This window comes from Amycolatopsis sp. (genome assembly GCF_035546795.1).
In the GTDB taxonomy this organism is placed as follows: Bacteria; Actinomycetota; Actinomycetes; order Mycobacteriales; family Pseudonocardiaceae; genus Amycolatopsis_E.
On the sequence record NZ_DASZWC010000021.1, the window covers coordinates 38,436 to 63,152 of the forward strand.

At 69.7% G+C, this 24,717-nt stretch carries 21 protein-coding genes; 15 read left to right on the plus strand and 6 right to left on the minus strand.

Annotation, left to right across the window (positions count from 1 at the left end):
* The first annotated feature begins 86 nt into the window (after positions 1–86).
* Entirely contained in the window at positions 87–956 is an 870-nt protein-coding gene (locus tag VHD82_RS14555; RefSeq protein ID WP_325702741.1) for a TIGR03619 family F420-dependent LLM class oxidoreductase, read from the plus strand.
* 2 nt (positions 957–958) lie between these two features.
* Positions 959–1,822, plus strand: a complete 864-nt coding sequence (locus VHD82_RS14560) for a mycofactocin-coupled SDR family oxidoreductase (protein WP_325702744.1) — start codon at positions 959–961, stop codon at positions 1,820–1,822.
* Positions 1,823–1,957: 135 nt separating this feature from the next.
* On the opposite strand, the gene VHD82_RS14565 is transcribed toward VHD82_RS14560, so the two are convergent.
* On the minus strand, positions 1,958–2,836 hold the full coding sequence (locus VHD82_RS14565) for a LysR substrate-binding domain-containing protein (RefSeq protein ID WP_325702747.1): 879 nt from the start codon (positions 2,834–2,836) through the stop codon (positions 1,958–1,960).
* Positions 2,837–3,123: 287 nt separating this feature from the next.
* On the opposite strand from VHD82_RS14565, the gene VHD82_RS14570 reads away from it, so the two are divergent.
* From VHD82_RS14570 to VHD82_RS14615, 10 genes are read left to right on the plus strand one after another with little or no spacing between them, the layout of a single operon-like run.
* Entirely contained in the window at positions 3,124–4,461 is a 1,338-nt protein-coding gene (locus VHD82_RS14570) for an NtaA/DmoA family FMN-dependent monooxygenase (protein ID WP_325702750.1), read from the plus strand.
* 33 nt (positions 4,462–4,494) lie between these two features.
* Complete coding sequence (locus VHD82_RS14575) at positions 4,495–6,021, plus strand: ABC transporter substrate-binding protein (RefSeq protein ID WP_325702753.1); 1,527 nt, start codon at positions 4,495–4,497, stop codon at positions 6,019–6,021.
* Positions 6,011–7,033 (plus strand): ABC transporter permease, encoded by a 1,023-nt coding sequence (locus tag VHD82_RS14580; protein ID WP_325702755.1) that lies wholly within the window; start codon positions 6,011–6,013, stop codon positions 7,031–7,033. The genes VHD82_RS14575 and VHD82_RS14580 overlap by 11 nt, the downstream gene beginning before the upstream one ends.
* 2 nt (positions 7,034–7,035) lie before the next feature.
* Positions 7,036–7,908 (plus strand): ABC transporter permease, encoded by an 873-nt coding sequence (locus VHD82_RS14585; protein WP_325702757.1) that lies wholly within the window; start codon positions 7,036–7,038, stop codon positions 7,906–7,908.
* Positions 7,905–8,762, plus strand: a complete 858-nt coding sequence (locus VHD82_RS14590) for an ABC transporter ATP-binding protein (protein ID WP_325702760.1) — start codon at positions 7,905–7,907, stop codon at positions 8,760–8,762. The genes VHD82_RS14585 and VHD82_RS14590 overlap by 4 nt, the downstream gene beginning before the upstream one ends.
* The gene (locus VHD82_RS14595) at positions 8,759–9,574 is read left to right on the plus strand and encodes an ABC transporter ATP-binding protein (RefSeq protein WP_325702763.1); all 816 of its coding nucleotides are present in this window, start codon (positions 8,759–8,761) and stop codon (positions 9,572–9,574) included. The genes VHD82_RS14590 and VHD82_RS14595 overlap by 4 nt, the downstream gene beginning before the upstream one ends.
* Positions 9,575–9,585: 11 nt before the next feature.
* Complete coding sequence (locus VHD82_RS14600; RefSeq protein WP_325702765.1) at positions 9,586–10,920, plus strand: LLM class flavin-dependent oxidoreductase; 1,335 nt, start codon at positions 9,586–9,588, stop codon at positions 10,918–10,920.
* A complete protein-coding gene (locus VHD82_RS14605) occupies positions 10,920–12,629 on the plus strand; it encodes an FAD-dependent oxidoreductase (protein ID WP_325702767.1) in 1,710 nt (569 codons plus the stop codon). The genes VHD82_RS14600 and VHD82_RS14605 overlap by 1 nt, the downstream gene beginning before the upstream one ends.
* On the plus strand, positions 12,626–13,381 hold the full coding sequence (locus tag VHD82_RS14610; protein WP_325702770.1) for an alpha/beta hydrolase: 756 nt from the start codon (positions 12,626–12,628) through the stop codon (positions 13,379–13,381). Before VHD82_RS14605 ends, VHD82_RS14610 begins: the two co-directional genes overlap by 4 nt.
* A gap of 14 nt (positions 13,382–13,395) precedes the next feature.
* A complete protein-coding gene (locus tag VHD82_RS14615) occupies positions 13,396–13,824 on the plus strand; it encodes a cupin domain-containing protein (protein WP_325702772.1) in 429 nt (142 codons plus the stop codon).
* Positions 13,825–13,861: 37 nt separating this feature from the next.
* Here the strand turns inward: VHD82_RS14615 and VHD82_RS14620 are convergent, their stop codons facing one another.
* The 3 genes from VHD82_RS14620 to VHD82_RS14630 all read right to left on the minus strand — a co-directional run bounded on the left by VHD82_RS14620 (position 13,862) and on the right by VHD82_RS14630 (position 17,909).
* Positions 13,862–14,404 carry a hypothetical protein gene (locus VHD82_RS14620; protein ID WP_325702775.1) on the minus strand — a complete coding sequence of 181 codons (543 nt, stop codon included), beginning with the start codon at positions 14,402–14,404 and terminating at the stop codon, positions 13,862–13,864.
* A gap of 111 nt (positions 14,405–14,515) precedes the next feature.
* Positions 14,516–15,553, minus strand: a complete 1,038-nt coding sequence (locus VHD82_RS14625) for a LysR family transcriptional regulator (protein ID WP_325702778.1) — start codon at positions 15,551–15,553, stop codon at positions 14,516–14,518.
* The gene (locus VHD82_RS14630) at positions 15,504–17,909 is read right to left on the minus strand and encodes a CaiB/BaiF CoA-transferase family protein (RefSeq protein ID WP_325702781.1); all 2,406 of its coding nucleotides are present in this window, start codon (positions 17,907–17,909) and stop codon (positions 15,504–15,506) included. Before VHD82_RS14630 ends, VHD82_RS14625 begins: the two co-directional genes overlap by 50 nt.
* A gap of 198 nt (positions 17,910–18,107) precedes the next feature.
* Between VHD82_RS14630 and VHD82_RS14635 the strand changes: the two genes are divergently transcribed.
* Both VHD82_RS14635 and VHD82_RS14640 read left to right on the plus strand, forming a co-directional pair.
* On the plus strand, positions 18,108–19,337 hold the full coding sequence (locus tag VHD82_RS14635; protein WP_325702784.1) for an acyl-CoA dehydrogenase family protein: 1,230 nt from the start codon (positions 18,108–18,110) through the stop codon (positions 19,335–19,337).
* Between the two features lie 10 nt (positions 19,338–19,347).
* A complete protein-coding gene (locus tag VHD82_RS14640; protein ID WP_325702787.1) occupies positions 19,348–20,463 on the plus strand; it encodes an acyl-CoA dehydrogenase family protein in 1,116 nt (371 codons plus the stop codon).
* 54 nt (positions 20,464–20,517) lie between these two features.
* On the opposite strand, the gene VHD82_RS14645 is transcribed toward VHD82_RS14640, so the two are convergent.
* Both VHD82_RS14645 and VHD82_RS14650 read right to left on the minus strand, forming a co-directional pair.
* Entirely contained in the window at positions 20,518–22,890 is a 2,373-nt protein-coding gene (locus VHD82_RS14645) for an acetyl-CoA acetyltransferase (RefSeq protein ID WP_325702790.1), read from the minus strand.
* Complete coding sequence (locus VHD82_RS14650; protein WP_325702793.1) at positions 22,887–23,972, minus strand: MBL fold metallo-hydrolase; 1,086 nt, start codon at positions 23,970–23,972, stop codon at positions 22,887–22,889. Before VHD82_RS14650 ends, VHD82_RS14645 begins: the two co-directional genes overlap by 4 nt.
* A gap of 121 nt (positions 23,973–24,093) precedes the next feature.
* Here VHD82_RS14650 and VHD82_RS14655 point away from each other — a divergent pair, with 121 nt between their 5' ends.
* The gene (locus VHD82_RS14655; protein WP_325702796.1) at positions 24,094–24,714 is read left to right on the plus strand and encodes a TetR/AcrR family transcriptional regulator; all 621 of its coding nucleotides are present in this window, start codon (positions 24,094–24,096) and stop codon (positions 24,712–24,714) included.
* Positions 24,715–24,717: the final 3 nt, after the last annotated feature.

The window sequence follows — 24,717 nt, forward strand, 5'->3', positions numbered from 1 at the left end:
GGGTTGTCGCGGTACCGCGCGCCCAGTACCCGACCGGCCGGTCGGTAGGCACAGTGCGTTCGCCGGGGAAGGAAAGGAGGCCGGAGATGAAGTTCTGGCATTCGTTGCAGTTCACCGGAACCGGGGATCTGCTGAGCCTGGCGCGCACGGTCGAGCGGGAGACGCCGTTCCACGGCGTGTTTCTCGGTGACCATCTGGTGCACCCGGAACACGTGCTCAGCACCTACCCCAACACGTCGGACGGCAGGCCGGGCTGGCCCGCGGCGACGCACTGGCCGGACCTCGGCGCCACCATGGGCGCGATCGTCGCCGCCACGCACCGGCTCGAAGTCACGACGAGCATCATGGTGCTGCCCCTGCGGCATCCGATCGTCGTCGCCAAGATGCTGGCGACGCTGTCCGTCCTGTCGGACCGGCGTGTTTCGCTCGGTATCGGCGTCGGGTGGATGGAAGACGAGTTCCGCGCGCTCGGCGTCGACTTCCACACCCGCGGCAGGCGGTGCGACGAGATGATCGACGTCATGCGGCTGCTCTGGAGCGGCGAGATGACGGAGTTCAATGGCGAGTTCTTCGAGTTCCCGCGCCTGGCGTCGAACCCGAAGCCGCTCGAACCGGTTCCGTTGTACGTCAGTGGTTTTTCGCGTGCCTCGATGCGCCGCGCGGTCGAAAAGGGTGACGGCTGGATCAGTGGGAACACCGCGCCCGAGCGGGTTCTGGAGGCGCTGCCGGTGATCACCCGGATGCTGGCGGACGCCGGCCGTGACGACGGCTCGTTCGAGCTCATCGTCACGGCCAAGCCCGATCTGGAGTTCCTCAAACGGCTCCGGGACCTGGGCGTGACGTCCGTCTTCAGTTATCCGCACGCGGAACGCTACGCGCGAACGCCGACGGCGCGGGAGATCACCGACGATCTGCTGCGGTATTCGGAGTCCATCATCGAAAAGCTGGGGAGCTGAGCATGAGCGAATTCCCGGTGGGCGACGCGGTTCCGCCGGCTCCGGTACCCGGGGCGCCGGTCGCGCGCCGGTTCGTCGGCAAGGTCGCGTTCGTCACCGGCGCGGCCCGCGGGCAGGGACGTGCCGAGGCGGTGCGGCTGGCCGCGGAAGGCGCCGACATCATCGCTCTCGACATCAACCGTTCCCTTGCCACGACCCGGTATCCGGGGCCCACACCCGCCGATCTGGCGGAAACGGTGGCGCTGGTCGAAAAGCTGGGCCGTCGGATCGTGGCGGTCGAGGCCGACGTCCGTGACTACGACGCGGTGCGGAACGCGGTCACCGAAGGCGTTTCCACGCTGGGCAGGCTCGACGTGGTGATCGCCAACGCGGGCGCGACGACCGCCGCGCACTGCTGGGAGATCGAAGCCGAGCAGTGGCAGGAGGCCATCGACGTCAACCTCACCGGGGCGTTCCACACGGCCAAGGCGGCCTTGCGGGTCCTGCTGCACCAGGGCAGCGGTGGCTCGATCGTGTTCACCAGCTCGGTCGCCGGGCTGCGCGGCGCCCCGTTTTTGGCGAGTTACTCCGCCGCGAAGCACGGCGTGGTGGGCCTCGCGACCTCGCTGGCCAACGAGCTCGCCCCGTATCGGATTCGCGTCAACTCGGTGCACCCCAACGGTGTCGACACCGAACTGAAGGTGCACGAGCTGTTCGCGCTGCTGGACGCGAACCCCTATGCCAGGCCGTACTACACGGGCTCACTGCCCGAGACGATCAGCGAGTCCGAGGACATCGCCGCCGCCGTGGCGTGGCTCGCCTCGGACGAGGCCAGGCACGTCACCGGTATCCAGCTCGCGGTAGACCGCGGCCGCCTCAGCCGTTAGGACTGGTTTGGGGAAGGGTTTGCGCGACGGAGCTCATTCGAACCCGCGGCGGTGCGAGCTGAGTCTCACACCGCAAGCGCTCCGCCGCTTGTGCACAACCTAGGACGTTCGCCCCTCCCAGCCGAATAAGGCGACTCAGGCTCCCCGCACGATGGCGAGCGGTGGGCCCGGGCGCGCGGAAAGCAGCCGGCGCAGCGATTTGATGGCGTGCCCTGTCACGAAGTGGTCCAGTCCCTGGCGACGCCACACGGTGAGCGGAAGAGGCGCGGGTGCCGGCAGGTCGTCGCACGCGACCAGGCCTTCGGGCGCTTGGCCGAACGTGGCGAGCAGCGCCACGCCCAGCCCCGCCGCCACCGCCGCGTGCACCCCCGCGAGCTGGTTGGCCTCGGCGCCGATCTCGGCCGGAATCCCTTGTCCCGCAAGTGTTTCCAAGGCACTGGTGCGCAGCGCGCACGGGCTGTCGAACGCGACGAGCGGGACGGGGCCTTCGGGCCGGGACCAGCCGGGCGCGGAGTACCAGGTCAGTTCGAGTTCGCCGACGGGGGTGGCGCGGGGGTCGTCGGAAGCGCCTGGCAGGAGTGCGAGGTCGAGCTTTCCCGCCGCGAGCGCCTCGCGCAGGGCCGTGCCGCGGTCGAGCCGGTACCGGACGTGGTGCTCGGGCAGTGACTTTTCCAGTGTGCTGGTCAGTTGGGGGAGCAGCTGCGCCGCGGCGTGTTCGGTCGAGCCGATCGCGAGTGTGTCCGCGCTTTCGACGCCGAAACTGCGCAACGCCTCGTCGTGCAGGGCGAGGATCCGGCGGGCGTAGTCGAGCAGTTGCTCGCCGTCGGCGGTGAAGCGGGACCGCCGCCCGTCGCGCGCGACCAGTCGCCGTCCGGTGGCCGCTTCGAGGCGCCGGGTGTGCTGGCTCACCGCCGCCTGGCTGAGATGGAGCTGCGTCGCGGCGCGCTGGAAGCCGCCGCGATCGGCCACCGCCACGAAGCTGCGCAGCGGGACAATGTCCAGTACCTGGTCCATATCGCGAAAGCTACAAGACGAATCATCACGAGCGGTAATGAATCCGCATCGTGAAACGTCGTTGGACATTCCGCTCACCGACCCTGCATGCTCATGGCCATGAAGCAGCCTGCCGGCGTCCTGCGCTTGTCACTGACAAGCCGTCGCTGGCTCGATCACGCCCGCTGCGGGACCGCGATCTGTCCGGCGCCCCGCTGTTCTCACTGTCGCTGAGCGGTTTCCTTCACCGGGCCCGGAAGTTTCCGTCCGGTTCCCTTTTTCCGTCGGTATGGAAGAAACGGATCATCATGTCCCGTCGCACCCTCAAACTGGGCGCTGTGCTCCTCGGCGTCGGCGGACCGGGCCAGCACAACACGTGGCTCGACCCCGAGATCCCCGGCAACGCCAGCGTCGACGTCAACTGGTACATCGCCCGCGCACAGGCCGCGGAGGCCGCGAAGTTCGACCTGGTGTTCATTGTGGACAGTCAGTTCATCACCGCGAACTCGCCGCACCACTACCTCAGCAGGCTCGAACCGCTGACCCTGCTCTCCGCGATCGCGGTGCACACCAGCCACATCGGCCTCGTCGGCACGCTGACCACGTCCTACAACGAGCCGTTCAACGTCGCCCGCCGCCTCTACTCCCTGGACCACATCAGTGGCGGCCGCGCGGGATGGAACGTGGTCACCAGCGGTGACGCCGGCACGGCGGGCAACTACAGCCGCGACGAGCACTACGACTACCCGACCCGGTACGGGCGGGCGCTCGAGCACGTCCAGGTCGCCCGTGGCCTGTGGGACTCCTACGAGGCCGACGCTTTCCCCCGGGACAAGGAGTCGGGCCTGTTCTTCGACCCGGCCAAGCAGCACGCGCTGAACCACAAGGGCGAGTTCTTCTCCGTGGTCGGCCCGCTCAACCTCGAGCGTTCCCCACAGGGCCAGCCGGTGATCTTCCAGGCCGGCGACTCCGAGGAAGGCCGGGATCTCGGCGCCGCCGTCGGCGAGGTGATCTTCACTCACGCCGCGTCACTGGACCAGGCGAAAGCCTTCCGCGCGGAACTGCGTGAGCGCGCCGCGGCGAAGGGCCGTGACCCGGAGGGACTGCTGACGCTGCCGGGAATCCAGATCGTCATCGCCGACACCGACGACGAGGCCAGGGCCAAGGAGGACGCACGGCTGGGCACCAAGAGCTTCGACCGCGCGCTCAAGGAGCTGGGCCGCCCCTTCGGCTGGCACGATTTCACCCAGTACGACCTGGACGCGCCGTTCCCGGACATCGGCGAGGCCGCCGCGCGCAGCTTCCGCACCCAGTCCGAGGCGATCACGAAACTCGCGAAGGACAACGGATACACGCTCCGCCAGGTTGTCGAGCACCTGAACGCCTCCGCGCGCTCGCCGTTCGTCGGCTCCCCCGAGACGGTCGCCGAGGAGATCCAGCACTGGTTCGAAGAAGGCGCCCTCGACGGGATCAACGTCACGGTCAACGCGCCGAGTGAGTTCGCGCTGTTCACCGACCGGGTACTGCCGATCCTGCGCGAACGCGGCGTGGTCCGTGCCGGGTACGAGTCCACCACTCTCCGCGGCAACCTCGGCCTGCCGGTTCCCGCGAACCGCCACGCCGCCGGCCGCGTCCTCGCGCACTGATCGCGAGCGGTCCCCACCAAGGAAAGGCAACAAATGTCCCTGCGCAACTCGGCTCGCCTCCGCGGCGCCATCGGAATCGCGCTCGTGGCCGCGCTGGCGGCCGTACTCACCGCGTGCGGCAGTGGTGGTGCGGCCACGTCGGGTGGCGCGACGCTGAAATGGGCCAGCTCGTCCTTCCCGAAGCACTGGGATCCCGTCGTCTCGGGCAGCGGCGCCCAGTTCCGGGAGCTCGCGCTGTCCTACGCCGCGCTGACCCGCACCGACGACCAGGGCCGTGCCGTGCCCGATCTGGCGCAGAGCTGGGACTACAACAGCGCGGGCGACCAGGTCACGTTCCACCTGCGGCCGGGGCTGAAGTTCAGTGACGGCGAACCGGTCGACGCCGCGGCCGTGCAGGCGGCCATCGAACGGGCCAAGAAACAGCAGAACTCCGCGCTGTTCGGCGATTTGACCTCCATCAAGTCGGTCACCGCGAACGGTCTCGACGTGGTCGTCGCGCTGACCCAGGTCGACCACCAGATCCCGCAGCTGCTCGGCGAGCGGGTGCTGCAGGTCGCCAGCCCCAAGGCCGCACAGGATCCGGCGAAGCTCGACCAGAACCCGGTCGGCGCGGGGCCGTTCGTCCTCACCCAGCTGATCCCGGGCACCAAGGCCGTGTTCAAGAAGAACCCCGATTACTGGGACGCGGCGAACATCCACATCGACAGCGTGGAACTGACCTCCGCGCCCGACGCCTCGACCGTGGTCTCGGGCCTGCAGACCGGGGTGTACAACTTCGCCGACATCACCCCGAGCCAGGCGGACGCGGCGAAGAAGGCCGGTCTCGACGTGTTCGTGCAGCCCGGTTTCAACGCCTCCAACATCAGCCTCAACATCAACAAGGCGCCGTTCGACAACGACAAGGTCGTGGACGCGGTGCGCGCCGCGATCAACCGGCAGGAGTTCGTCGACAAGCTCACCTTCGGCTACGGCTCGGCGACCGACCAGCCGTTCCCCGAGGGCTACATCGCCTACGACCCGCAGTCGAAGAACCGCTATCCCTACGACCCGGCGAAGTCCAGGCAGCTGCTCGCCGAAGCCGGGTACAAGCCCGGCGACATCAAGCTCGACCTGGTGATCCCCAGCGCCGATCCGGCCGCCGAGATCGTCCAGTCCCAGCTGGCGGCCGTGGGGATCACGGTGAACATCAAGGTCGACAAGAACTGGTCGACGCCGTTCTTCGCCAAGGACCTGACGTTTTCCTTGTACGGCACCACCGGCCGCGATTCGGCGCTGCAGACGCTGACCGCCCACTTCGGACCGAACGGGCCGCTGAACCTGAGCACGCCGTACGAGCCGGCCGGGTTCGAGGACGCGGTGGCCAAGGTCCGGCAGACGCCGCTCGACGCGCCGGACTACCCGGCCGTGCTGCAGGCCGCGACGCGGGTGGGGCTGCAGAGCAAGGCGCTGGTGTTCACCTACTCCTCGCCGAACCTGTTCGCCAAGACCAAGTCGATCTCGAACCTGCCGGGCAACCCCGCGCACATCGACTGGACGGGTGTGACGATCAGTGGTCGCTGACACGCTCGTGCCCGTCGGTGTCCGGACCGGCGCGGCGACGAGGCTGCGCCGGACCGGCGGGCAGGTCCTGGTGACGCCGGCGCGGTCGGTCGCGATCTTCGTGCCGGTGTTCTTCGTGGGCACGCTCGTGACGTTCGCGCTGCGCGGCCTGAGCGGGCTCAGCCCCGCGCGGATACAGCTCGGCGAGGACGCGACCCCGCAGGCGATCCACCAGATCGAGAGCCAGTGGGGCCTGGACCGGCCGTTCCTCGCCCAGTACTGGAGCTGGTTCACCGGACTGCTGCACGGCGACCTCGGCACGAGCTGGTCCAACGGCGCCGAAATCTCGACCCTGATCGGCCTCGGCCTCGGGGTGAGCGTGTCGGTGGCGATCCTCGCGCTGCTGATCGGGGTGCTGCTGGGCTTCGTGCTCGGCACCGTGGCCGCGCTGCGCCGCACGACGTGGATCGACCGCACGATCACCGCCTTCGTCACGGTGGTTTCCACCATGCCGGCGTTCGTCGTCGGCATCGTGCTCGTCGAGATCTTCGCGGTCGGGCTGGGCTGGCTGCCCTCGGGCGGCTACTCACCGGCGGCGGACGGAGTCGGTCCGTGGCTCGCGCACATCATCCTGCCCGCGCTGGCGCTGAGCTTCGACATCGTGGCCGACGTGGCGCGGCAACTGCGCACCGGGCTGGTCAGCGCGTACCGGGAGAACTACGTGATCGGCGCACTGGTGCGCGGGCTGAGCCCACGGCGGATCTTCTTCCGGCACGTGCTGCGCAACGGTCTCGGCCCCGCGCTCGCGACGCTGGGGATCAGGTTCCCCATCCTGATCGGCCAGTCGGTCGTCGCGGAGTGGATTTTCGGGCTGCAGGGCTTCGGCCGGTTCGCCAACGATTCCGCGCAGGCCGGTGACGTGCCCGCCGTGCAGGGCGTGCTGGTGGTGTCGGTCGTGATGGTGGTGGCCTTCAACTTGATCGTCAACATCGTGCTCGGCCGGATCACCCCGGCCTCGCGGAGAGGGGTGTGACGATGATCCGACGGGTTTTCTCGCTCGTTTCCGGCCGCGTCGCGGTAGGAATCCTCGTGGCGATCGCGCTGCTGGCGATCCTCGGGCCGCTGCTCGCGCCCCACGACCCGCTGGCGACGAGTGCCGACACGCTGGCGGGTCCGTCGGGTGCGCACTGGCTGGGCACCGACAACCTCGGCCGCGACGTGTTCAGCCGGCTGCTGCGGGGTTCCCGGATCAGCGTCCTCGGCTCGCTCGAGGTCGCGTCGATGGCGCTGGTCGTCGGTGCGATTCCCGGCATCCTGTCGGTGTATCTGGGCCGGGCGGTCGAATGGCTGACGCTGCGGGTCGTCGACACCCTGGTGGCGCTGCCGTTCCTGCTGTTCGCGGTCGCGGTGACGGCGTTGCTGGGCAACGGGATCACGCAGGCGATGCTGGTGACGGGTGTGCTCGTGTCGCCGCTGTTCTACCGGGTGGCGCGGGCGGCCACGCTGTCGGTCGCGCGGTCGCAGTACGTCGAGGCCGCGCAGATCTCCGGTGCGTCCCTCGGCTGGATCGTCCGGCGGCACGTGTGGGTCAAGGTGCTGCCGCCGATCACGGTCGCGCTCGCGCACACCATCGGCGTCGGCTTCATCATCGTGTCCAGCCTCAGTTTCCTCGGCATCGGCGTGCAGCCGCCGACGCCGACCTGGGGCGGCCTGCTTGCGTCCGACCTCGGTTTCCTCAGCTACCAGCCCTGGGCGCCGTTCGTGCCCGCGCTGCTGATCATGCTCACGGTGTGGGCGTGCAACCTGCTTGCCGACGCGATCCGTGACGTGTCGGGCGAAGCCGGCCGGGCCCTGCTCGGCGCCCGGAAGGTCCGGGCCAACCAGACCGTCGGAGGAGGTGCAGCATGACCAGCCTCACCGAAAGCCCCGCCGTGACGAGCGTGGCCGATCCGGTGCTCGCCGTGCGCGATGTGCGGGTCGCCGGCCTGGTGGAGGGCCGGGAGGTCGTGCGGGGAGTGAGTTTCGAGCTCACGCCAGGCAAGACGGTCGGCATCGTGGGCGAGTCGGGCAGCGGCAAAACCATGACCTGCCGCGCGATCCTGGGCATCCTGCCGGAACATTTCGAGATCACCGGCGGCTCCGCGCACATCGACGGGCGCGACGTCTCCACCCTCACCCCGGCGCAGTGGACGGCGTTGCGGGGCTCGACGATCAGCGCCGTGTTCCAGGACCCGGCGTCCTACCTGAACCCCTCGATTCCGGTCGGGCCGCAGATCGCGGAGGTCGTCCGGGTGAAGAAAGGCCTGCGCCGCCGGGAGGCGCGCCGCCGCGCGCTGGAGCTGCTCGTGGCGGTGCACCTGCGTGATCCGGAGCTGGTCTACACGCAGTACACCTTCGAGCTCTCCGGCGGGATGCTGCAGCGGATCCTGATCGCCGCCGCGATCGCGGCGGACCCGCAGGTGCTCATCGCCGACGAGGCGACAACGGCGCTCGATGTGACCGTGCAGGCGGAGATCCTCGACCTGCTCGCCGATCTGCGCGACCGCACCGGCCTCGCGCTGGTCGTCGTCTCGCACGACCTTGCCGTCGTGGCCCAGTTGTGCGACGAGGTGCTGGTCATGCGCGAGGGCGAGGTGGTCGAGCAGGGCCCCACGGCGCAAGTGCTCTACCACCCCGAGCACTCCTACACGCGGCTGCTCATCGGCGAACACGAGCAGTACGGCCTGGACGCCTTCTTCGACCGGACGGAGGCCGGGGCGTGATACTCCAGATCAGCGAAGTCGACGTCCACTATGGACAGCGGCGGCGTCGTCGACGGGCGCTTTCCCGTGCGTCGCTCGCGGTTGCGGCGGGCGAGATCGTCGGGCTCATCGGCGAGACCGGTTCCGGCAAGTCCACCTTGGCCCGTGCGGTGCTTGGGCTGGTGCGTGTCTCGTCCGGCCGGATCGTCCTCGACGGCGAGGAGGTCACCGGCTACCGCTCCCGTCAGTGGCGCTCGCTGCGGCGGCGCGGCGTGGTCCAGTACGTGTTCCAGGATCCGCTGCGGAGCCTGGACCCGGACCTGCCCGTCCGGGACTCGTTGATCGAGCCCTTGCTGGTCGGCGGGGTCTCCCGGGCGGACGCCGAGCGGCGCGCCCGCACTTACCTCGGCCGGGTCCGCCTGGACGAGGAACTGCTGGATCGCCTGCCCGGTCAGCTTTCCGGCGGCCAGCGGCAGCGCGTCGCCGTCGCCCGCGCACTGGTCACCGAACCGAAGCTGGTGATCCTCGACGAGCCGGTCAGCGCGCTGGACTCCGCCAACCGGGTCCAGATTCTTGAGATCGTGAAGGAGCTGCGGGCCGCGGGCGTCGCGTTCGTGTTCATCTCGCACGACCTCGGCTCGGTGGCGGGGATCGCCGATCGGATCGCGGTGCTGTACCAGGGAGAACTGGTCGAGACCGGCCCCGCGCGCGAGGTCATCACCAACCCCGGGCACCCCTACACCCGCCTGCTGGTCAGCTCGGCGCCGACACTCCGCGCGGCCTCGGCCGGGCGCGCGGAGCGCGAGGCGCTGCGTGCGCTTCTGAACGCCTGAAAGGAAACCACATGAGCCGCAAGATCCATCTCGCCCTGCATCCCTACGGTGTGGGCGGTCCTGGCCAGCATGGTCTCTGGAAGGACCCCACCGTCGCGAAGAACGCCAGCATCGACATCGGCTACTACATCCAGCAGGCGCAGGCGGCCGAGCACGCGCTGTTCGACGCACTGTTCATTGTGGACAGTCAGTTCATCAACGCCGGCTACCCGGCGCATTACCTCAACCGGCTGGAACCGCTGACGCTGCTCTCGGCCGTCGCCACCCACACCAAGCACGTGGGGCTGGTCGGGACGGCGAGTTCGACCTACAACTCGCCGTTCAACCTCGCCCGGCGGTTCGGCTCGCTGGACCACATCAGCGGCGGCCGGGCGGGCTGGAACGTGGTCACCAGCTTCGACTCCGGCACGAGCCGGAACTACGGTCTCGACGAGCATTTCGACTACGCGACCCGCTACGGTCGCGCGCTCGAAGCGGTTCAGGTGATCCGCGGTCTGTGGGACTCCTATGAGGACGATGCCTTCCCCGCCGACGTCGAGCGCGGTGTCTTCCTCGACCCGGAGAAGCTGCACGCGCTCAACCACGCCGGTGAGCACTTCCGCGTGGACGGCCCGCTCAACCTGTCCCGCTCCCCGCAGGGCCAGCCGGTGATCTTCCAGGCCGGCGTGTCCGAGGAAGGCCGGAACCTGGCGGCACAGGTGGCCGAAGGCATCTACGCGCCTGGCGGGTCGTTCGAGGACGCGAAGGCCTACTACACCGACATCAAGCAGCGCACCGCCGCCGCCGGCCGGGACCCCGGCCACATCAAGATCTTCATCCACGGCGGCCCGATCGTGCGCGGCACCGACGCGGAAGCGGAGCGGCGGGCGCGCGAGATCTTCGACGAGGACAACGACTTCGACGCCAGCCTCGCGTTGCTCGGCCGGTCGTTCGGCGCCCACGACTTCAGCCAGTACGACCTGGACGCGCCGTTCCCCGATGTCGCGCATCTGGCCGAACGAGGCGGGCGCACCGCCGCGACGAAGATCATCGAACGTGCCCGTGCCGGCGGTCTGACGCTGCGCCAGGTGGTCCAGACCTCTCGAGAGTACCGGCGGTCGCCGTTCGCCGGCGCCCCTGGCACGGTCGCGGACACGATCGAACGCTGGTTCGCCGCCGGCACTTTCGACGGGATCAACCTCGCCTTCCGCAACAACGAGGACCTGGAGAAGTTCGTCGACGGCGTGGTGCCGCTGCTGCAGAAGCGAGGCCTGTTCCGGACCGCATACGAGGGCACGACCCTGCGGGAGAACCTCGGCCTGCCGATTCCGGCCAACCGCCATACCCGCAACCTGGTCGGTGCGTGATGGGCGAACGCGACGTCCATACCGTCCGGTTTCCCGTTGCCACACCGACGGAAGAGACCGAGGTACTGATCGTCGGGGCGGGTCCGGTCGGGCTCTCGGCCGCGATCGAACTGCACGCGCGGGGCGTGCACGTCGCCGTGGTGGACCAGGCGAGCGAGGCCACGCTGATCCGCGCCGGGGCGATGGGGCACACCCCCCGCGTGGTCGAGCACTTCCGCCGATGGCGCGTGCTGCAGGAGATTCGCGACGAATGGACCTTCCCGCCGGAGTGGAACCAGGGCATCCGGCTGGTCACCTCGCTCGTGGGCCATGAACTGGTGCCCGGCCCGCGACAGTCCTTCGTGGACAGTGCCCGCGGTCCGGCCGAGGAGGCGCTTCGCCGTCCGCAGAGCGCGCTCGTGCAGGTCTTCCTGCGGCATCTCGGCCGGAACGGAGTCAGCGTCGCCGGGGGATGGCGGTTGACCGGCCTGCGGGAGCACGAGCAGGGTATCGAAGCGGTCGTCGGCGAAGGCCGCACCATCCGCGCACGGTACGTGCTCGGCGCCGACGGCGGCAGCAGTACCGTCCGCGGCCTCGCCGGGATCACCCGGAAAGGCGAGCACGCCAAGGAGAAGCGACTGCGGCTCGTGGTGCGCACCGGCGACATCTCCGGCCGCGTCGGCCCGGCGCCCAGCGGCACCAACATCGTGTTCAACGAGCGGGCGGACGGGTTCCTGGCCGCGATCAGCCCCCGGGAATGGCGCGTCTACGCGGGGCCGTTCCCGCTCGACTACGAGCCCACCGAGGCCGAACTGCTCGACACCGCGCGAGCGGCGTTCGGCTTCGACCTCGACCTGGAACTGGCGTCGGCGACGACCTTCTACCACGCCACCCGGATTGCGGAGACCTTCCGGTCGGGGCGGGTGCTGCTCGCCGGGGACGCCGCGCACGTCCGCACGCCGGGCGGAAATCTCGGCGAGGGCTTCGGCGACGTGGTCAACCTCGGCTGGAAGCTCGCCGCTGTGCTCCGCGGCTGTGCGCCGGAGGGGTTGCTGGACTCCTACGACTCCGAACGCCGCGGGCACAACTGGCGAATCGCCGACTTCGCCCTCGACCGGTCCCGGCGTACGCAGGCCGCGCTCGCCGACATCCGCCGCATCGGCGTGCCCGACGACGCCGACCTCAGCCCCGACGCCCAGCGGCGGCGGGAAGCCATCGGTGCCCGCCTGCGGCAGAACCACCTCGGCGCCGACGGCGTCACCTTCGACGAACGTTACGACGATTCGGCGGCGATCTGGTACGAGGACGGTCAGCTCGACACCGAGCCGCCATGGCGGGCCGACGTGTACTCCGACGACGGGCGCCCAGGGCACCGGGCGCCGAACGGCGTGATCGATCCCTACGGCGGCACCCTCTACGACCGGATCGGCAACGACTTCGCACTGCTGGTGCTGTCCGCGGACCGTGCGGCGGAGCGGGAGTTCGCCGCCGAGGCGGCCGCGCGGCGGCTCCCGTTCACGGTCGTCCACCTCGCCGATCGCGGGGCGCGGGAGGTCTACGGGGCGGACGTCGTGCTCATCCGCCCCGACCAGCACGTCGCGTGGCGCGGCGCGACCCTGCCCGCCGGGGGTGCGGCCGCGGTGTTCGACCGGGTCCTTGGCGGGCGGGCGGGCGGCGAACTCACCGCGGCCGGAACCGCCCCGGCCCAGCTGCAAGGAGCAGGACAATGAGCGACTACACCGAGTTCGCCGCGCCCCAGGGGCTACGCACCCGGGGCACCGTGATCGTCGTGCCGGGACGCGGCGAGACCCAGCGAACGTATACCCGGCTGGGCAAGCGGCTCTCGGCCGACGCCTACGACGTGCGCATCGTCGACGGGCCCCGGATCGAGGCGGCCGACGCCGCGGGTTCGCTGGAGCGATTCGCGAGCGACCTGGACGCGGCGGTCACGGAAACCGAGCCCGCGCGTCCGCTGATCCTGCTCGGTGCCGACGTCGGCGCCACCGTGATCGCGGCGCTCGCCGCACGCCATGACACGACCGCGCCCTGGTGGCCCGATGCCCTCGTGCTCGCCGGCCCGGCCGGGCACACGACCGGGCCGGCGCACGGCTGGGACGAGGAACTCGACCTCAGGACACACTGTCCCGTGCATCGTGCCGTGCTGACCGAGGACGCGGCCGTCGCACGCGGTTCCCTCGCCGTGACGGTCCCGGACGAGGTGCTCGACGCTGCTTACGGTGGGGTGGCGGACATCCCGCAACTCGTGCTGGTGGGCGACTCCGATCCGCTCTCCGACCGCGAAGTGCTCACGCGGACCGTCAAGGCGTCCGCGGCGGCGCGCCTCTCGGTCGTGCGCGGCGCGCATCACGACGTGCTCAACGACCTGCAACACCGTTCCGTCGCCGCGGAGATCGTCAGCTTCCTCGAAGCGCTGGGCAACAAGCTCGTCCCGGTGATCTCGGTGGAATCCAGTACTTGGTGAAAGGACCCTCGCTCGTGACCGACCACTGGCACCGCCCGCTCCGGCACATCAAGGGCAGCGAGCTGTCCGGCGACACGACCCAGACCAGCGGAATGCGCCGGCTCGAAGCGCTTTCGGGCAAGACGGTGGGCTCGGAAAAGATGTGGATGGGCGAAACCCATGTCGGGCCGGCCACCAACTCCGGGGATCACCACCACGGCGAGGCGGAGACCGCGATCTACGTCAAGTCCGGCCATCCGGTGTTCGTCTTCGCCGACGGCGGCGAGGAGATCCGCCTCGAAACCGGCCCCGGCGACTACATCTTCGTGCCACCGTACGCCCCGCACCGCGAGGAGAACCCCGGGGACGAGGACGCGGTCGTCATCATCGCCCGCAGCAGCCAGGAGGGCATCGTGGTGAACCTGCCCAGCCTCTGGGCGCCCGTGGAGAAGCCCACCGAATAAGTACACTGTGGACAGTCCTGCGGACGGTCACCGGCGCTCAGCCGGTGACGTACCACTGGCCTCCGCGGTATTCCAGGGTGGCGTCGCCCAGGTCGCTGTCGGTGAACTTGACGCTCGCCCGCACCGCGCTGGCCGGGATCTCGACCTTTGTCGGGCTGTCCTCGGTGATCCGGGCGCGGTCGACGGTGGCGCTCCGCAGCGCCCGCTTCTGCGTGGGGGAGATCATCTGGAACGTGATCGGGAACGTCTGTTCGCACGGCCCGAGGCCCTGATCCTCCGCCTGCTTCGCGGCAGGCCCGGCGATCTCGCAGGCCGTCGCGAGGTCCTCCTTGCCCACCGCGTGCAGAAAGGTTTCGTACCGCGCGACGGCCCCGGCGGTGGGGGACTGCTGCGTGGACGTGGGCTGCTGCGACGTGGAGGTCGAGGCCTGCGCGGCCGAGGCCGGGGGCAGTGCCGTCGAGGGCAGTGCCGCGGAGCCGGCCGATGACGTCGGAGCAGCCGAGCCGCCTCCGCTGCCCGAGCATCCGGCGATCAGCAGGACGGCGCCGGTGGCCAGCAGGGGTAGTGCACGAACGGACATGGAGCGCCTTTCGACTCGAAAAGAACCTCCGGAGCATAAGCGACAGCGGTCGGGCAGTGGGGCGAAACCGGAAATCTCGAGACCAGGGTGCCGGCGACTTCGAAGTGCGGTTCAGGAAGCGAAGGCCTCGGTCAGCTCCTCGATCGCCGCGACGGTCGCCGGGTGGCGGTTGGCCTGTTCCCGCGTCCAGGCGAGGGCGAGTTCCCCGGCGTCCCAGTCTTTCTCGTCGATCGGAATCAGTTTGAACTCCGGCGGCGAGAAAACGCGGCCGAGGAATGACTGGGGAGCGTAGGCGATCAGCGCGACCAGTCGTCTGCTGCGCACTTGGGTCGCCAGTTCCACTTCGCTGCTGCGGCCGCTCACGGTCGCGTGCACGACCTTGGTGATGCCCAGTTTGTTGAGCCGCCGGGTAAGGACCGACAGCGCGAGCGGGTTCGCCCGCGCGATGTCCACGGCGACCTCGCGCTCACGGAGATCTTCGATGCTCACCGTGTCCCGCGCGGCCAGCGGGTCGTCACTGCGGACGGCGACACCGCTCCGGTAGCGCGCGACGACCCGGACGTCCAGGCGCGAGTCGGTGGCGGGCAGGTGGATCAGGCCGAGGTCGAGATGCCCGGCGACCAGATGCGCGGCCACCTCCGCGGCCGAGCCGGGGATGCTGAACTCGGCGGGCCCCGCGGCCAGCTGGTGGACCTCTTCCTCGAACCGGTTGAGGAAATCGGACGGGGCATACGACGTCGCCCCGACCCGGAGCGGAATCGTGCGCTGGGTGATGCTGTCGGCGGTGGCCTTGAACGCGCTCACCTGGTCGAGAATCCGGCGGGCGGGCTCGACGAGCGCCGCGCCGAGCGGGGTCAGGTGTACCTCGTGGTAGTCACGCTCGAACAGGGCGCCGCCCAGTTCCCGCTCCAGCAGCTTGATCTGCTTGCTCAGCGGGGGAGGGGTGATGTGCAGCCGGTCGGCCGCACGTTTGAAATGCAGTTCCTCCGCCACCGCCAGAAAGTATTTCAAGCGGGTGAAGTCGATTTCCACTAGCACCGTCCAACGCGTCGTCGGCGACTCGCCTCGGCCATCATAAGGCGAGTCAGCGGCGGCACCGTTACGCAGCCACGCCTGTCCCCGGTTCGGGGCTCGCGATTTCGAGCACACCCCGGTGCAGCAGGTCTTCGATCCGCGCTTCGTCGAGACCGAGCAGCTCGGCGGCGATCTCCTTGGTCTGTTCACCGAGCAGGGGCGCCGGCACCGACGGGGGGTCGTCGACGCTTCGGGCGTGGATCTGGACGTTTTCCAGGACGTACGGTTCGGTCCCGTGTGGATGGTCCTCGGTGCGGAACGCCCGGCGCTGCCGGTAGTAACCCCATTCCGGCATGTCGATCGCGCGGAGCATCGCCCCCGCAGGCACTCCGGCGGCCTGGAGCAGTGCCATCGCTTCGAGCGGTTCGTGCCGGGCCGTCCACTCGGACACCACTCCGTCGACGCGGTCCCGTTGCGCGGCACGGCCTTTCGCGTCGGACAGCGACGGGTCGGCGAGCAGGTCCGGCCGTTCCAACGTCCGGCAGAGCGCCGCCCAATCGGCGTCGTTCCGCACTGTCACCGCGACCCACTCGTCGTCCCCGGCGGCCGGGAACACGCCCCACGGGGCGTCGTGTTCGGGGGAGGCGTCCACCTCTTGGCCGCGGGCGGCGAGTTTTCCGGCCGCGATCGCGGGCCCGAAATGACTCAGCATGACCTCCGACTGCGCGACGCTGACGGAGCCACCCCGCGCCGTGCGCTCACGGCGGACCAGTAGTGCCAGCGCGGTCAGCGCGCCGACGCGGGCGCACACGTGGTCGGGATAAACCGTGATCGCGTCGCTGAACGTGCCGGGTTCGCCGGGATACACCCATTGGGCCGTGCAGCCGGCGGCGGCGCGCACGAGCGGACCGTAGCCGAGGCGCTTGGCCCACGGGCCGGTGGGCCCGAACGCGGAGCTGTCGACGACCACGATGCCCGGGTTCACCGCTTCCAGCGCCGGGTAGTCGAGGCCCAGCGTGCCGAGCACGCCCGGCTTGAAGTTCGTCAGCACGATGTCGGCCGAGCGCGCCAGTTCCTGAGCCAGCCGCTTGCCTTCGGGATCGCGCAGGTTGATGCCGATACTGCGCTTGTTGCGATGGCCGGCGGCGAAGCCGGGCGTCATCCCGGCCGGGCCCTGCGCGCCCCGCGCACCGTCGATGAAGGCGGAGTTCTCGATCTTGATCACGTCCGCGCCGAGGTCCCCGAAGAGCCTGCCGGTGTCGCCACCGACCACGATGACGCCGAGATCGAGTACGCGCAGGCCGTCCAGTGGGAGGCCACGCCGGGTACGGGGCCGCTTGCCCCAGATCTCGTGGTTCACCGGTTCCGCCGTCTCACCGGTGATGTCGCCGGCCCAGGCGCGGGCACCGTCTACCTCGGCCACGCCGGCCGGCACGGGGCCGACGACGCCGGGCGCCAGTTCGACGTCCCGGAAGTAGTCCCGCGCCTGGATCTGCTCGGTCTCGAGCGCCTCGTCCAGGGTCAGCAGGCCCGCGGTGGGGACACCGTAGCGCTGTCCCTCCGATTCCAGCTGGGCCCGCGTCCTGCCGGCGAAGTGCCGGGCGATCGCGGGCAGCAGGTCCGGGGAACGGAACCGGACGATCAGGTTGTCGTACCGGGGATCGGCGAACTCGGCCGGGCGGCCGAGCCATTCGAACATGCCGTGCCACTGCCGCTTGGCCAGCACACAGATCCGGGCGAAGCCGTCCTTGCACGGGATGATCGGGTACTTGTAGCTTTCGTCGGCGCGACCGCGTGGCGCCTTCGACAGGGGGACACCGGCCGAGGCGCTCCCGGTCATGCCGTAGGCCGGGTCGAGCGTCTGCATGGCACCGTCGAGGATCGAGAAATCGATGCGTTCGCCCCTGCCGGTCCGCAGGCGGTCGAGGTACAGGCTCAGCGTCAGGAACGCGGCCTGGGCGGCCGCCACGTCGTAGGGCAGTTCCGCGGGCGGCACAAGGGGATCCCGGCCGGGCAGCCCGGAGCGGGAAAGCTCGCTCGTCAGCGCGTGGAAGACCGGTGTGGTCGCCTGCCACGTGCTGAAGTCGTTGTCGCGCCCGAAATCGCTGATCGACAGCACCACCAGCGCGGGGTGGTTTTCGTGGATCGAATCCGCACGGAGGGTGGCTTCGGCGGAGCTGCCCGGCGCGGTGTTCTCCAGCAGGATGTCCGATGCCGCCAGCAAATCCTGCCATTCGGAGCGGCCGGTGCCGGTGGACGGATCGATCTCGAGCTCCGGGATGCCGCGCGCGGCGATGGCACTGCCGAGCGCGAGCCCACCGACGACCGGGCCGAAAGCCGTGTCCCCGGTCACGCCCGCGAGCCGGACCCGGGTGACCGACGCGCCGAGATCCGCGAGGTGCCGCCCGACGTTCTGCATGGGCCCGGACACGAGATCCACCACCCGGACACCGAGCAGCGGCGGATCATACCTGCGATTCTTGTTGCTCACGGCCAACTTCCTTGTCGGTAGCGCTGGTATTGCCCTCTCTTCGCATGATCCCGCCGTGACCGGCCCGCTGTACATCACGGATCACGACACCGGTGCGTTTCCGAACTGATCACGTGGTCGTGAGCAGGCCGGTCGTTTACGGCGCCCGCGCGAAGTGGGAGCGTCGGAAGGGAAAGACCACAAGGGAGTGAGGATTCGATGAAGGATTCCGCGGTTCCGGCCGCGCCGGGAACGATCGCCGGTGAAGTGCGTTCCTGGCTCGCGGACAACTGGCACGGTGTCGACGACGCCGCGTGGCGCCGCCGGGTGGTGGAGGCCGGCTGGGCGGCGCCGACCTGGCCACGCGACGCGTTCGGCCGTGGCCTGTCCCGGCAGGAGGCGAAGACGGTCGCGAGCGAGTTCCGTGCCGCCGGAGCCCGGGGCGCGGCGGTCGAGCACACCGGTTTTCCGGCGCTGGCAGGCAATACGGTCGTGGAGTTCGGCTCGCCGGAGCTGAAGCGCGAGGTACTGCCGAAGCTGCTTTCCGGCGAGTGGAGCCGTGGTTGCCTGCTCTACAGCGAACCCGGCAACGGCTCGGACCTGGCCGGGTTGCAGACCCGCGCCGAGCGCCATGGCGACGTGTTCGTCGTCAACGGCCAGAAGATCTGGACCACCGGCGGGCACGAGGCACGCTGCGCGCTGCTGCTCGCCCGCACCGACTGGGACGTGCCCAAGCACGCCGGGATCAGCTTTTTCCTCATTCCGATGGACCTGCCCGGGATCGAGGTCCGGCCGATCAAGCAGATGACCGGCGAGTCGGACTTCAACGAGGTCTTCCTCACCGACGTCCGCGTGCCGGCGAGCGCGCTGATCGGTGAGCTGAACGACGGCTGGCGGGTGCTGCAGACCGCGCTCAAGGAGGAACGGCGCACCATGGGCTTCGAGCTCGGTGGGTCGAAACGCCGGGAGGGTGACCGGGCACCGCTGTTCAGTGCGTCGAACGACCTGATCGAAGCGGCCAGGGAGGCCGGCAGGCTCGACGATCCGGCCGTGCGGCAGGAGATCATGCGCATCCACTCCTGGCGGCTGGTGAACGACTGGAACGCGATCCGCGCGAAGAAACAGATCGAGGCCGGGGGCGGTTCTTCACTGGCATCACTGGGGAAGCTCGCGAAGTCGCGGATCCTGCATTCGTCGTGGGCACTGAAGTTCCGGCTGCTCGGGGCACGCGGACTGCTGTACGACGAGGCGGCCGACAAGCAGGCCTACGAGGTCGACCACCAGCTGATGTGGTCGTTCATCAACTCGATCGGCGGTGGCACCGACCAGATCCAGCGGAACATCATCAGCGAGCGGATTCTCGGTCTGCCCAAGGGATTCGAGCCCGACCGGGGCGTGCCGTTCCGGGACGTGCGCAAGGGCGGCAATGCCCGTCCGGACGGAAAGTAGGAGGACGACGATGTTCGGGGCATTCACCGAGGACCAGGAGCAGTTGCGGGAACTCGTCCGGGACTACCTGCGCGACAAGTCGCCGGAGCCGGAAGTGCGGCGGCTGATGGCGACCGAAGAGGGCTACGACCCCGCGGTCTGGCAGCAGATGGCGCGGGAGATCGGTCTGCAGGGGCTGGCGATTCCGGAGCAGTACGGCGGTCAGGGCGCCGGCTGGGTAGAACTGGGGATCGTGCTCGAAGAGATGGGACGGGTGCTGCTGTGCGCGCCGTTCTTCTCGACCGTGGTGCTCGCCGCCACGACGCTGCTCGAATCGGGCGACGAGGAGGCGAAGCGGGAGTACCTGCCCGCCATCGCGGACGGTTCGCTGATCGCCACAGTGGCGTTGACGGAGGAACAGGGCCGCTGGGACGAAGCCGGGATCAGCATCCCCGCCACCCATTCGCCCGAGGGGTGGACTCTCAGCGGTAGCAAGCATTTCGTCCTCGACGGCGCCACCGCGCAGCTGCTCATCGTGCCCGCGCGCACGGCGAGCGGGGTATCGCTGTTCGCGGTGGACGCCACGGCCCCCGGGGTGAGCCGCCGGCCCTCGGTCACGCTCGACGAGACCCGGAAACTCGCCGTGGTGGAACTGGACGGCACGCCGGCGCGGCTGCTCGGCGCGGAAGGTGGCGGCTGGCCGGTGTTGCGGCGGGTGCTGGACTTCGCGGCGGTCGGCCTGGCGGCCGAGCAGGCCGGCGGCGCGCAGGCGGCGCTGGAGATGTCCGTGGAGTACCTGAACACGCGGGTGCAGTTCGGCCAGGTGATCGGCGCTTTCCAGGCGCTCAAGCACATGGCGGCGGACGTGCTGATCGAGGTCGAGTCGGCGAAGTCCGCGGCCTACTACGCGATCGAGGCCGCTGCCGAGGACAACGACGAGCTGCCCGCCGCGGCCTCGCTGGCCAAGAGCTACTGCAGCGAGGCGTTCGTCACCGCGGCACACCAGAACATCCAGTTCCACGGCGGGATGGGATTCACCTGGGAAGTGCCGGCGCACCTGTACTTCAAGCGCGCTCGTTCGTCCGAGGTGCTCTTCGGGGACGCCTCCGCGCACCGCGAGGCATTGGCCCAGCGCATCGGAATCTGAACCAGGACAAGGAAAAGCCCGGCGGAGTCGTTGCTCCGCCGGGCTTCTCCGTGGTCAGCGGTTGTGCCACACCGGGCGGCGCTTCTGGGCGAAGGCGGTGATGCCTTCGATCGCGTCCTGGCTGACCATCAGTTCGTCGAATGCCTCCGAGTGCCGGGTGACCGCCTCCACGGTGTCGGCGATGCCCTGGGTTTCGGCCATCACCTGCAGGGAGACCCGGACCGAGGTCGGCGAGCCGTCGAGGATCTCGGCGGCCAGCACCCTGGCGCCTTCCAACGCCTTGCCCGCTTCGGTGACGCGGTTGACCAGTCCGTAGTCGCGGGCTTCTTCCGCACTGATCCGGCGGCCGGTCAGGATCATCTCGGTGGCCACCTTCTGCGGCACGCTGCGCGGCAGCCGGATCAGCCCGCCCGCCCCGGCGGCGAGCCCGACCTTGACCTCCGACAGCGCGAACTTCGCGGTTTCGTCGGCGACGACGAGGTGGCAGGCGAGCGCGATTTCGCAGCCGCCGCCCATGGCGAACCCGTTGACGGCGGCGATCACCGGCTTGGGCAGGTCCCGGCGGCTGGTGAGACCGGCGAACCCGTTTTTGGGCACCCACACGGGTTTGCCCGACGCGGAGTAGACCAGGTCGTTGCCCGCGGAGAACGCCTTGTCCCCGGCGCCGGTGAGGATCGCGACCCACAGGTCGGGGTCGGCGAAGTAGGCGTCGAAGACCTCGTCGAGTTCCTCGTTCGCCATGGGGTGCAGGCTGTTGCGGGCGTCGGGCCGGTTGATCGTGATCTCCAGCAGATGCCCGTCACGCCGCACGAGCACGTGTTCGTAGTTCTCGCGCAGCACCTTGGGGCGTGGCGGGAAGAGTTCGTTCATGCGGGCTTCGGTGGTGGTGACCCGATTGCCGATGCCGAAGGAACGGACGTAGACCCGGGTCCCGATGGGCTCCCCGTCGGCCAGTTGCGCAAGGATCTCTTCGTCGCCGTCGTGGGTCCTGGCGATGAACCGGCGGTCGTCGGATTCGAGCCTGCCGATCACGACGCCGGTGCGTTTCCCGCCGCGGCTGTGTTTGACGGTGTAGGTCTCGATCGTGGCCCACCCGTCGGCGTGGATCGCCTGCTCCGGTGCGGTCCAGGAGTCGATCTCCGCCTGCAGGCGTGCGCTGTCGTCGGCGCGCCATCCTGCCGGGGTGGTGGAGTAGATGCCGACGGAGTACTTGCTCAGCGTGCCGCCGTTCGCGCCGACGAACCCGAACGCACCAGGCTCGGCACGCATCCGCTGCACCGTCTCGGCGATGGCGTGCATGGAATAGTTGTTGCCCGCGCCGCCGAAGAACGGCAGCCCACCGGTGAGAGTGAGCCCGCGCGGATCGTCGGGCTTCAGGCCGAGGCCGTCACAGATGTTGGAGACCGCGATGGGAAAGCAGCTGTAAAGGTCTATTGTGGACAGTTCGGCCACGTCGAGACCGGCGAGGTCGAGAGCGTGCTGTGCCGCCAGCACCGACGCCGGGCCGGAGCTCAGGTCCGCGCGCTGCATGAGGGGGCGTTCGCGGAGATCGGCGTGCCCGTGCAGGAAAACCCACTTTTCCCTGGGCACACCGAGCCGTTCGGCCGCAGCGATGGACATGACCAGCACGGCCGCGCCCTGGTTCACCTTGTCGCGCGCGACGATGTAGCGGGTGTAGGGGTCGGCGATGGGGCGGTTCGCTTCGGTCGGCGTCACGAGTTCCTGTGGGCTGCGCTCGACCGGCGCCGAGGCGTACGGGTTCGCGGCCGCCACCTTGGTGAAGGGAGCGAACAACTCGCCCATCGACGTCGCGTACTCCTCGCGCGACTGCTTGAGCCGCGCGCGGCGGGCGTTGTCGAACAACGCGTACTGGCTCGGCGCGTCGGTGAGCCCGTGCGAGGCCAGCTGCCCCGACGAGAGGCCCTTCAGGCCGAAGCCGCGGTCTTCCAGACTGCCTTCGGCGTGCTCGGTGAAGTCCGGCTTGTCCTCGGCCTTGGCCAGGTGCTGGACGGTGGAGATCGCCTCGGAGCCGAACGCCAGCGCCACTTCGGAGCCACCGGTCGCGATGGTCGCGGCGAGTTCGGTCACCAGATGCTGCGGGCCCTGCCCGCCCGCGACATCGAGGATCGCCCGTGCCGGGGCGGCGCCGATCCGGCCGGCCACCGAGCGCGGGTAGTTGCCGGACCTGCCCAGCGGCGCGGGCGCGCCGGGGGTGGAGATCTCGAACTGCCGGATGCCACCGACAGTGTCGACGGCGGCGGCGATGGCCTCGACGTCGGCGCCGGTGTCTTCCAGCGCGGCGCGGGCCGCCTTGGCGGCGAGGTCCACAGCGGACAGTCGCTGGTACCCGGGGTCCTCCAGGCGTTCGGCGAACTGGCCGACCCCCACCACGACCGGGGTGCGGGGATCGATGTCGGTGTTGCTCACTTCTTGCTCCCGTGATCGGTGCGAAGAACCCGGGCGGGGCCGGCGGGTTCGGGTTTGTGCCAGGTGAGAAAGCCTTGCCCGGCAAGGTATTCCAGATGTGCGACCGTTTCGGAGACCGCGCTCAGGCGCATCCACCCGATCTCCGGCCACGGGCGGGACCAGGTCAGGTGCGTGGCCACGTCCCACGGCGTCGGCTGCCCGAACTCACTGATCACCGCGAGGATTTCCATGCAGCGCCGGTCGTGGTGCTCGCGAAGTTGCTTGCTGCGGGCGGTGAGGCCGCGGAAGCGGTACTCGTGCGCCGGGAAGGCGTCGTGGTCGTCGAAGCCGGCCGTGCGGTCGAGCGAGTCGAGGAACTGGGCCAGCGGTGGCTCCCCGGCACCGGGCCGCGCGCCGATGGCCGGGGTGATGCGGGGCAGTACGTGATCGCCGGTGAGCAGAACCTGCGCGTCGGGCTCCTGCAGGCACAGATGCCCGGGCGTGTGCCCCGGCGTCCACACGGCGCGGAGCCGCCTGCCGTGCACCGGAACCAGGTCGCCGTCCTCCAGTAGCACGTCGGGCTCGGCCATTTCCGCGGACGGGCGTGGTGCGCGCTGGAGTGCGCCGCCCAGTTCGGCGGCCTCTTCCTCGGACGCGCCACAGCTCCGCAGCCAGCCGGCGACCTCCGCCAGCGGGTCACCATGTCCGCGCTCCGCACGGTGCGGCAAGGTGTCGCGTTCCGCCGGATGCATGGCGATCCAGGCACCCGACTCGGCGCGCAGGCGAGCGGAGAGCCCGTGGTGATCGGGGTGGACATGGGTGGCCACGATCCCGGCGACGTCACCGGTGGACGCCCCGGCGGCGGCCAGGCCCTCGGCCAGTGCAGCCCAGCCTTCTTCGGTGTCCCAGCCGGGATCGACGACCACCAGGCCCTCGTCCGCGGGCACGAGATACGAAAGGGTGTAGCGCAGGGGATTGTCCGGGATCGGCACCGGCACCGACCACAGTCCGCCCGCCAGGCGTTCGACCGGGGGCAACCGGTTCAGCCGCCAGGCCTCCCGCTGCCCGGTTCCCAGGATTTCGATGCCCGGATCGGCCGACATCGCCGGTACCCCCTTCGACGGGTTTACTGAACAGCTTCCGTTCAGTAACACTCCCACTATATGCTAGCCGGATGTCGTTCAGCAATGACGCCGGTCACGGCTGCCGGGCAAGGCAGGTGCCATGACGGGCCACGCTCCGGCGCCCGGCGAAGTGGCGGCCGCGGGCCGGCCGCGCGATCCGGAAGTGGACCGGCGGGTCTTGCGTGCGGCCGCGGAGGTCTTCGGCGAGGACGGCTGGGGCAGGTTCACGGTCGATGCCGTGGCCAAACGGGCCGGCGTCGGCAAGGCGTCGATCTACCTGCGCTGGCCGAACAAGAAGGAGCTGCTCGCCAGCGCGCTGGAAGCCAGGATCACCTCGGTCGGCGACATCGACACCGGTTCCGTGCGCGATGATCTCGTCCAGCTCGCCGACCAGATCCTGACCTCCTACCTCGGCGACTCCGGGCCGGCCACCATCAGGCTGCTCATGGAGGCCGGCCGGGTTCCCGGCGTCGCCGAACGGGTCGCCGGCGTCCGGCAGGCGCAGATACTGGCCGGCCGGGCGATCGTCAAACGCGGGATCGCCCGCGGGGAGCTGAAACGGGGCACCAGCGTCACGTTGCTGCTCGACACCATCTGCGGCGGCTGTCTCAATCACGCACTGGCCACACCGGACAAGCTGCGCGCGGAAGTCGGTGCCGGGGCGGGGAAGTACGCGCGGCAGCTGGTCGATTTCGTGCTGAGCGCGGTCACCGCGGGCTGAGCG

Excerpts from the sequence above, each read along its gene's own strand:
- VHD82_RS14555 (WP_325702741.1), top strand. The coding sequence starts at position 87 with ATGAAGTTCTGGCATTCGTTGCAGTTCACCGGAACCGGGGATCTGCTG.
- VHD82_RS14560 (WP_325702744.1), top strand. The coding sequence starts at position 959 with ATGAGCGAATTCCCGGTGGGCGACGCGGTTCCGCCGGCTCCGGTACCC.
- VHD82_RS14565 (WP_325702747.1), bottom strand. The coding sequence starts at position 2,836 with ATGGACCAGGTACTGGACATTGTCCCGCTGCGCAGCTTCGTGGCGGTG.
- VHD82_RS14570 (WP_325702750.1), top strand. The coding sequence starts at position 3,124 with ATGTCCCGTCGCACCCTCAAACTGGGCGCTGTGCTCCTCGGCGTCGGC.
- VHD82_RS14575 (WP_325702753.1), top strand. The coding sequence starts at position 4,495 with ATGTCCCTGCGCAACTCGGCTCGCCTCCGCGGCGCCATCGGAATCGCG.
- VHD82_RS14585 (WP_325702757.1), top strand. The coding sequence starts at position 7,036 with ATGATCCGACGGGTTTTCTCGCTCGTTTCCGGCCGCGTCGCGGTAGGA.
- VHD82_RS14590 (WP_325702760.1), top strand. The coding sequence starts at position 7,905 with ATGACCAGCCTCACCGAAAGCCCCGCCGTGACGAGCGTGGCCGATCCG.
- VHD82_RS14600 (WP_325702765.1), top strand. The coding sequence starts at position 9,586 with ATGAGCCGCAAGATCCATCTCGCCCTGCATCCCTACGGTGTGGGCGGT.
- VHD82_RS14605 (WP_325702767.1), top strand. The coding sequence starts at position 10,920 with ATGGGCGAACGCGACGTCCATACCGTCCGGTTTCCCGTTGCCACACCG.
- VHD82_RS14610 (WP_325702770.1), top strand. The coding sequence starts at position 12,626 with ATGAGCGACTACACCGAGTTCGCCGCGCCCCAGGGGCTACGCACCCGG.
- VHD82_RS14620 (WP_325702775.1), bottom strand. The coding sequence starts at position 14,404 with ATGTCCGTTCGTGCACTACCCCTGCTGGCCACCGGCGCCGTCCTGCTG.
- VHD82_RS14635 (WP_325702784.1), top strand. The coding sequence starts at position 18,108 with ATGAAGGATTCCGCGGTTCCGGCCGCGCCGGGAACGATCGCCGGTGAA.
- VHD82_RS14640 (WP_325702787.1), top strand. The coding sequence starts at position 19,348 with ATGTTCGGGGCATTCACCGAGGACCAGGAGCAGTTGCGGGAACTCGTC.
- VHD82_RS14650 (WP_325702793.1), bottom strand. The coding sequence starts at position 23,972 with ATGTCGGCCGATCCGGGCATCGAAATCCTGGGAACCGGGCAGCGGGAG.
- VHD82_RS14655 (WP_325702796.1), top strand. The coding sequence starts at position 24,094 with ATGACGGGCCACGCTCCGGCGCCCGGCGAAGTGGCGGCCGCGGGCCGG.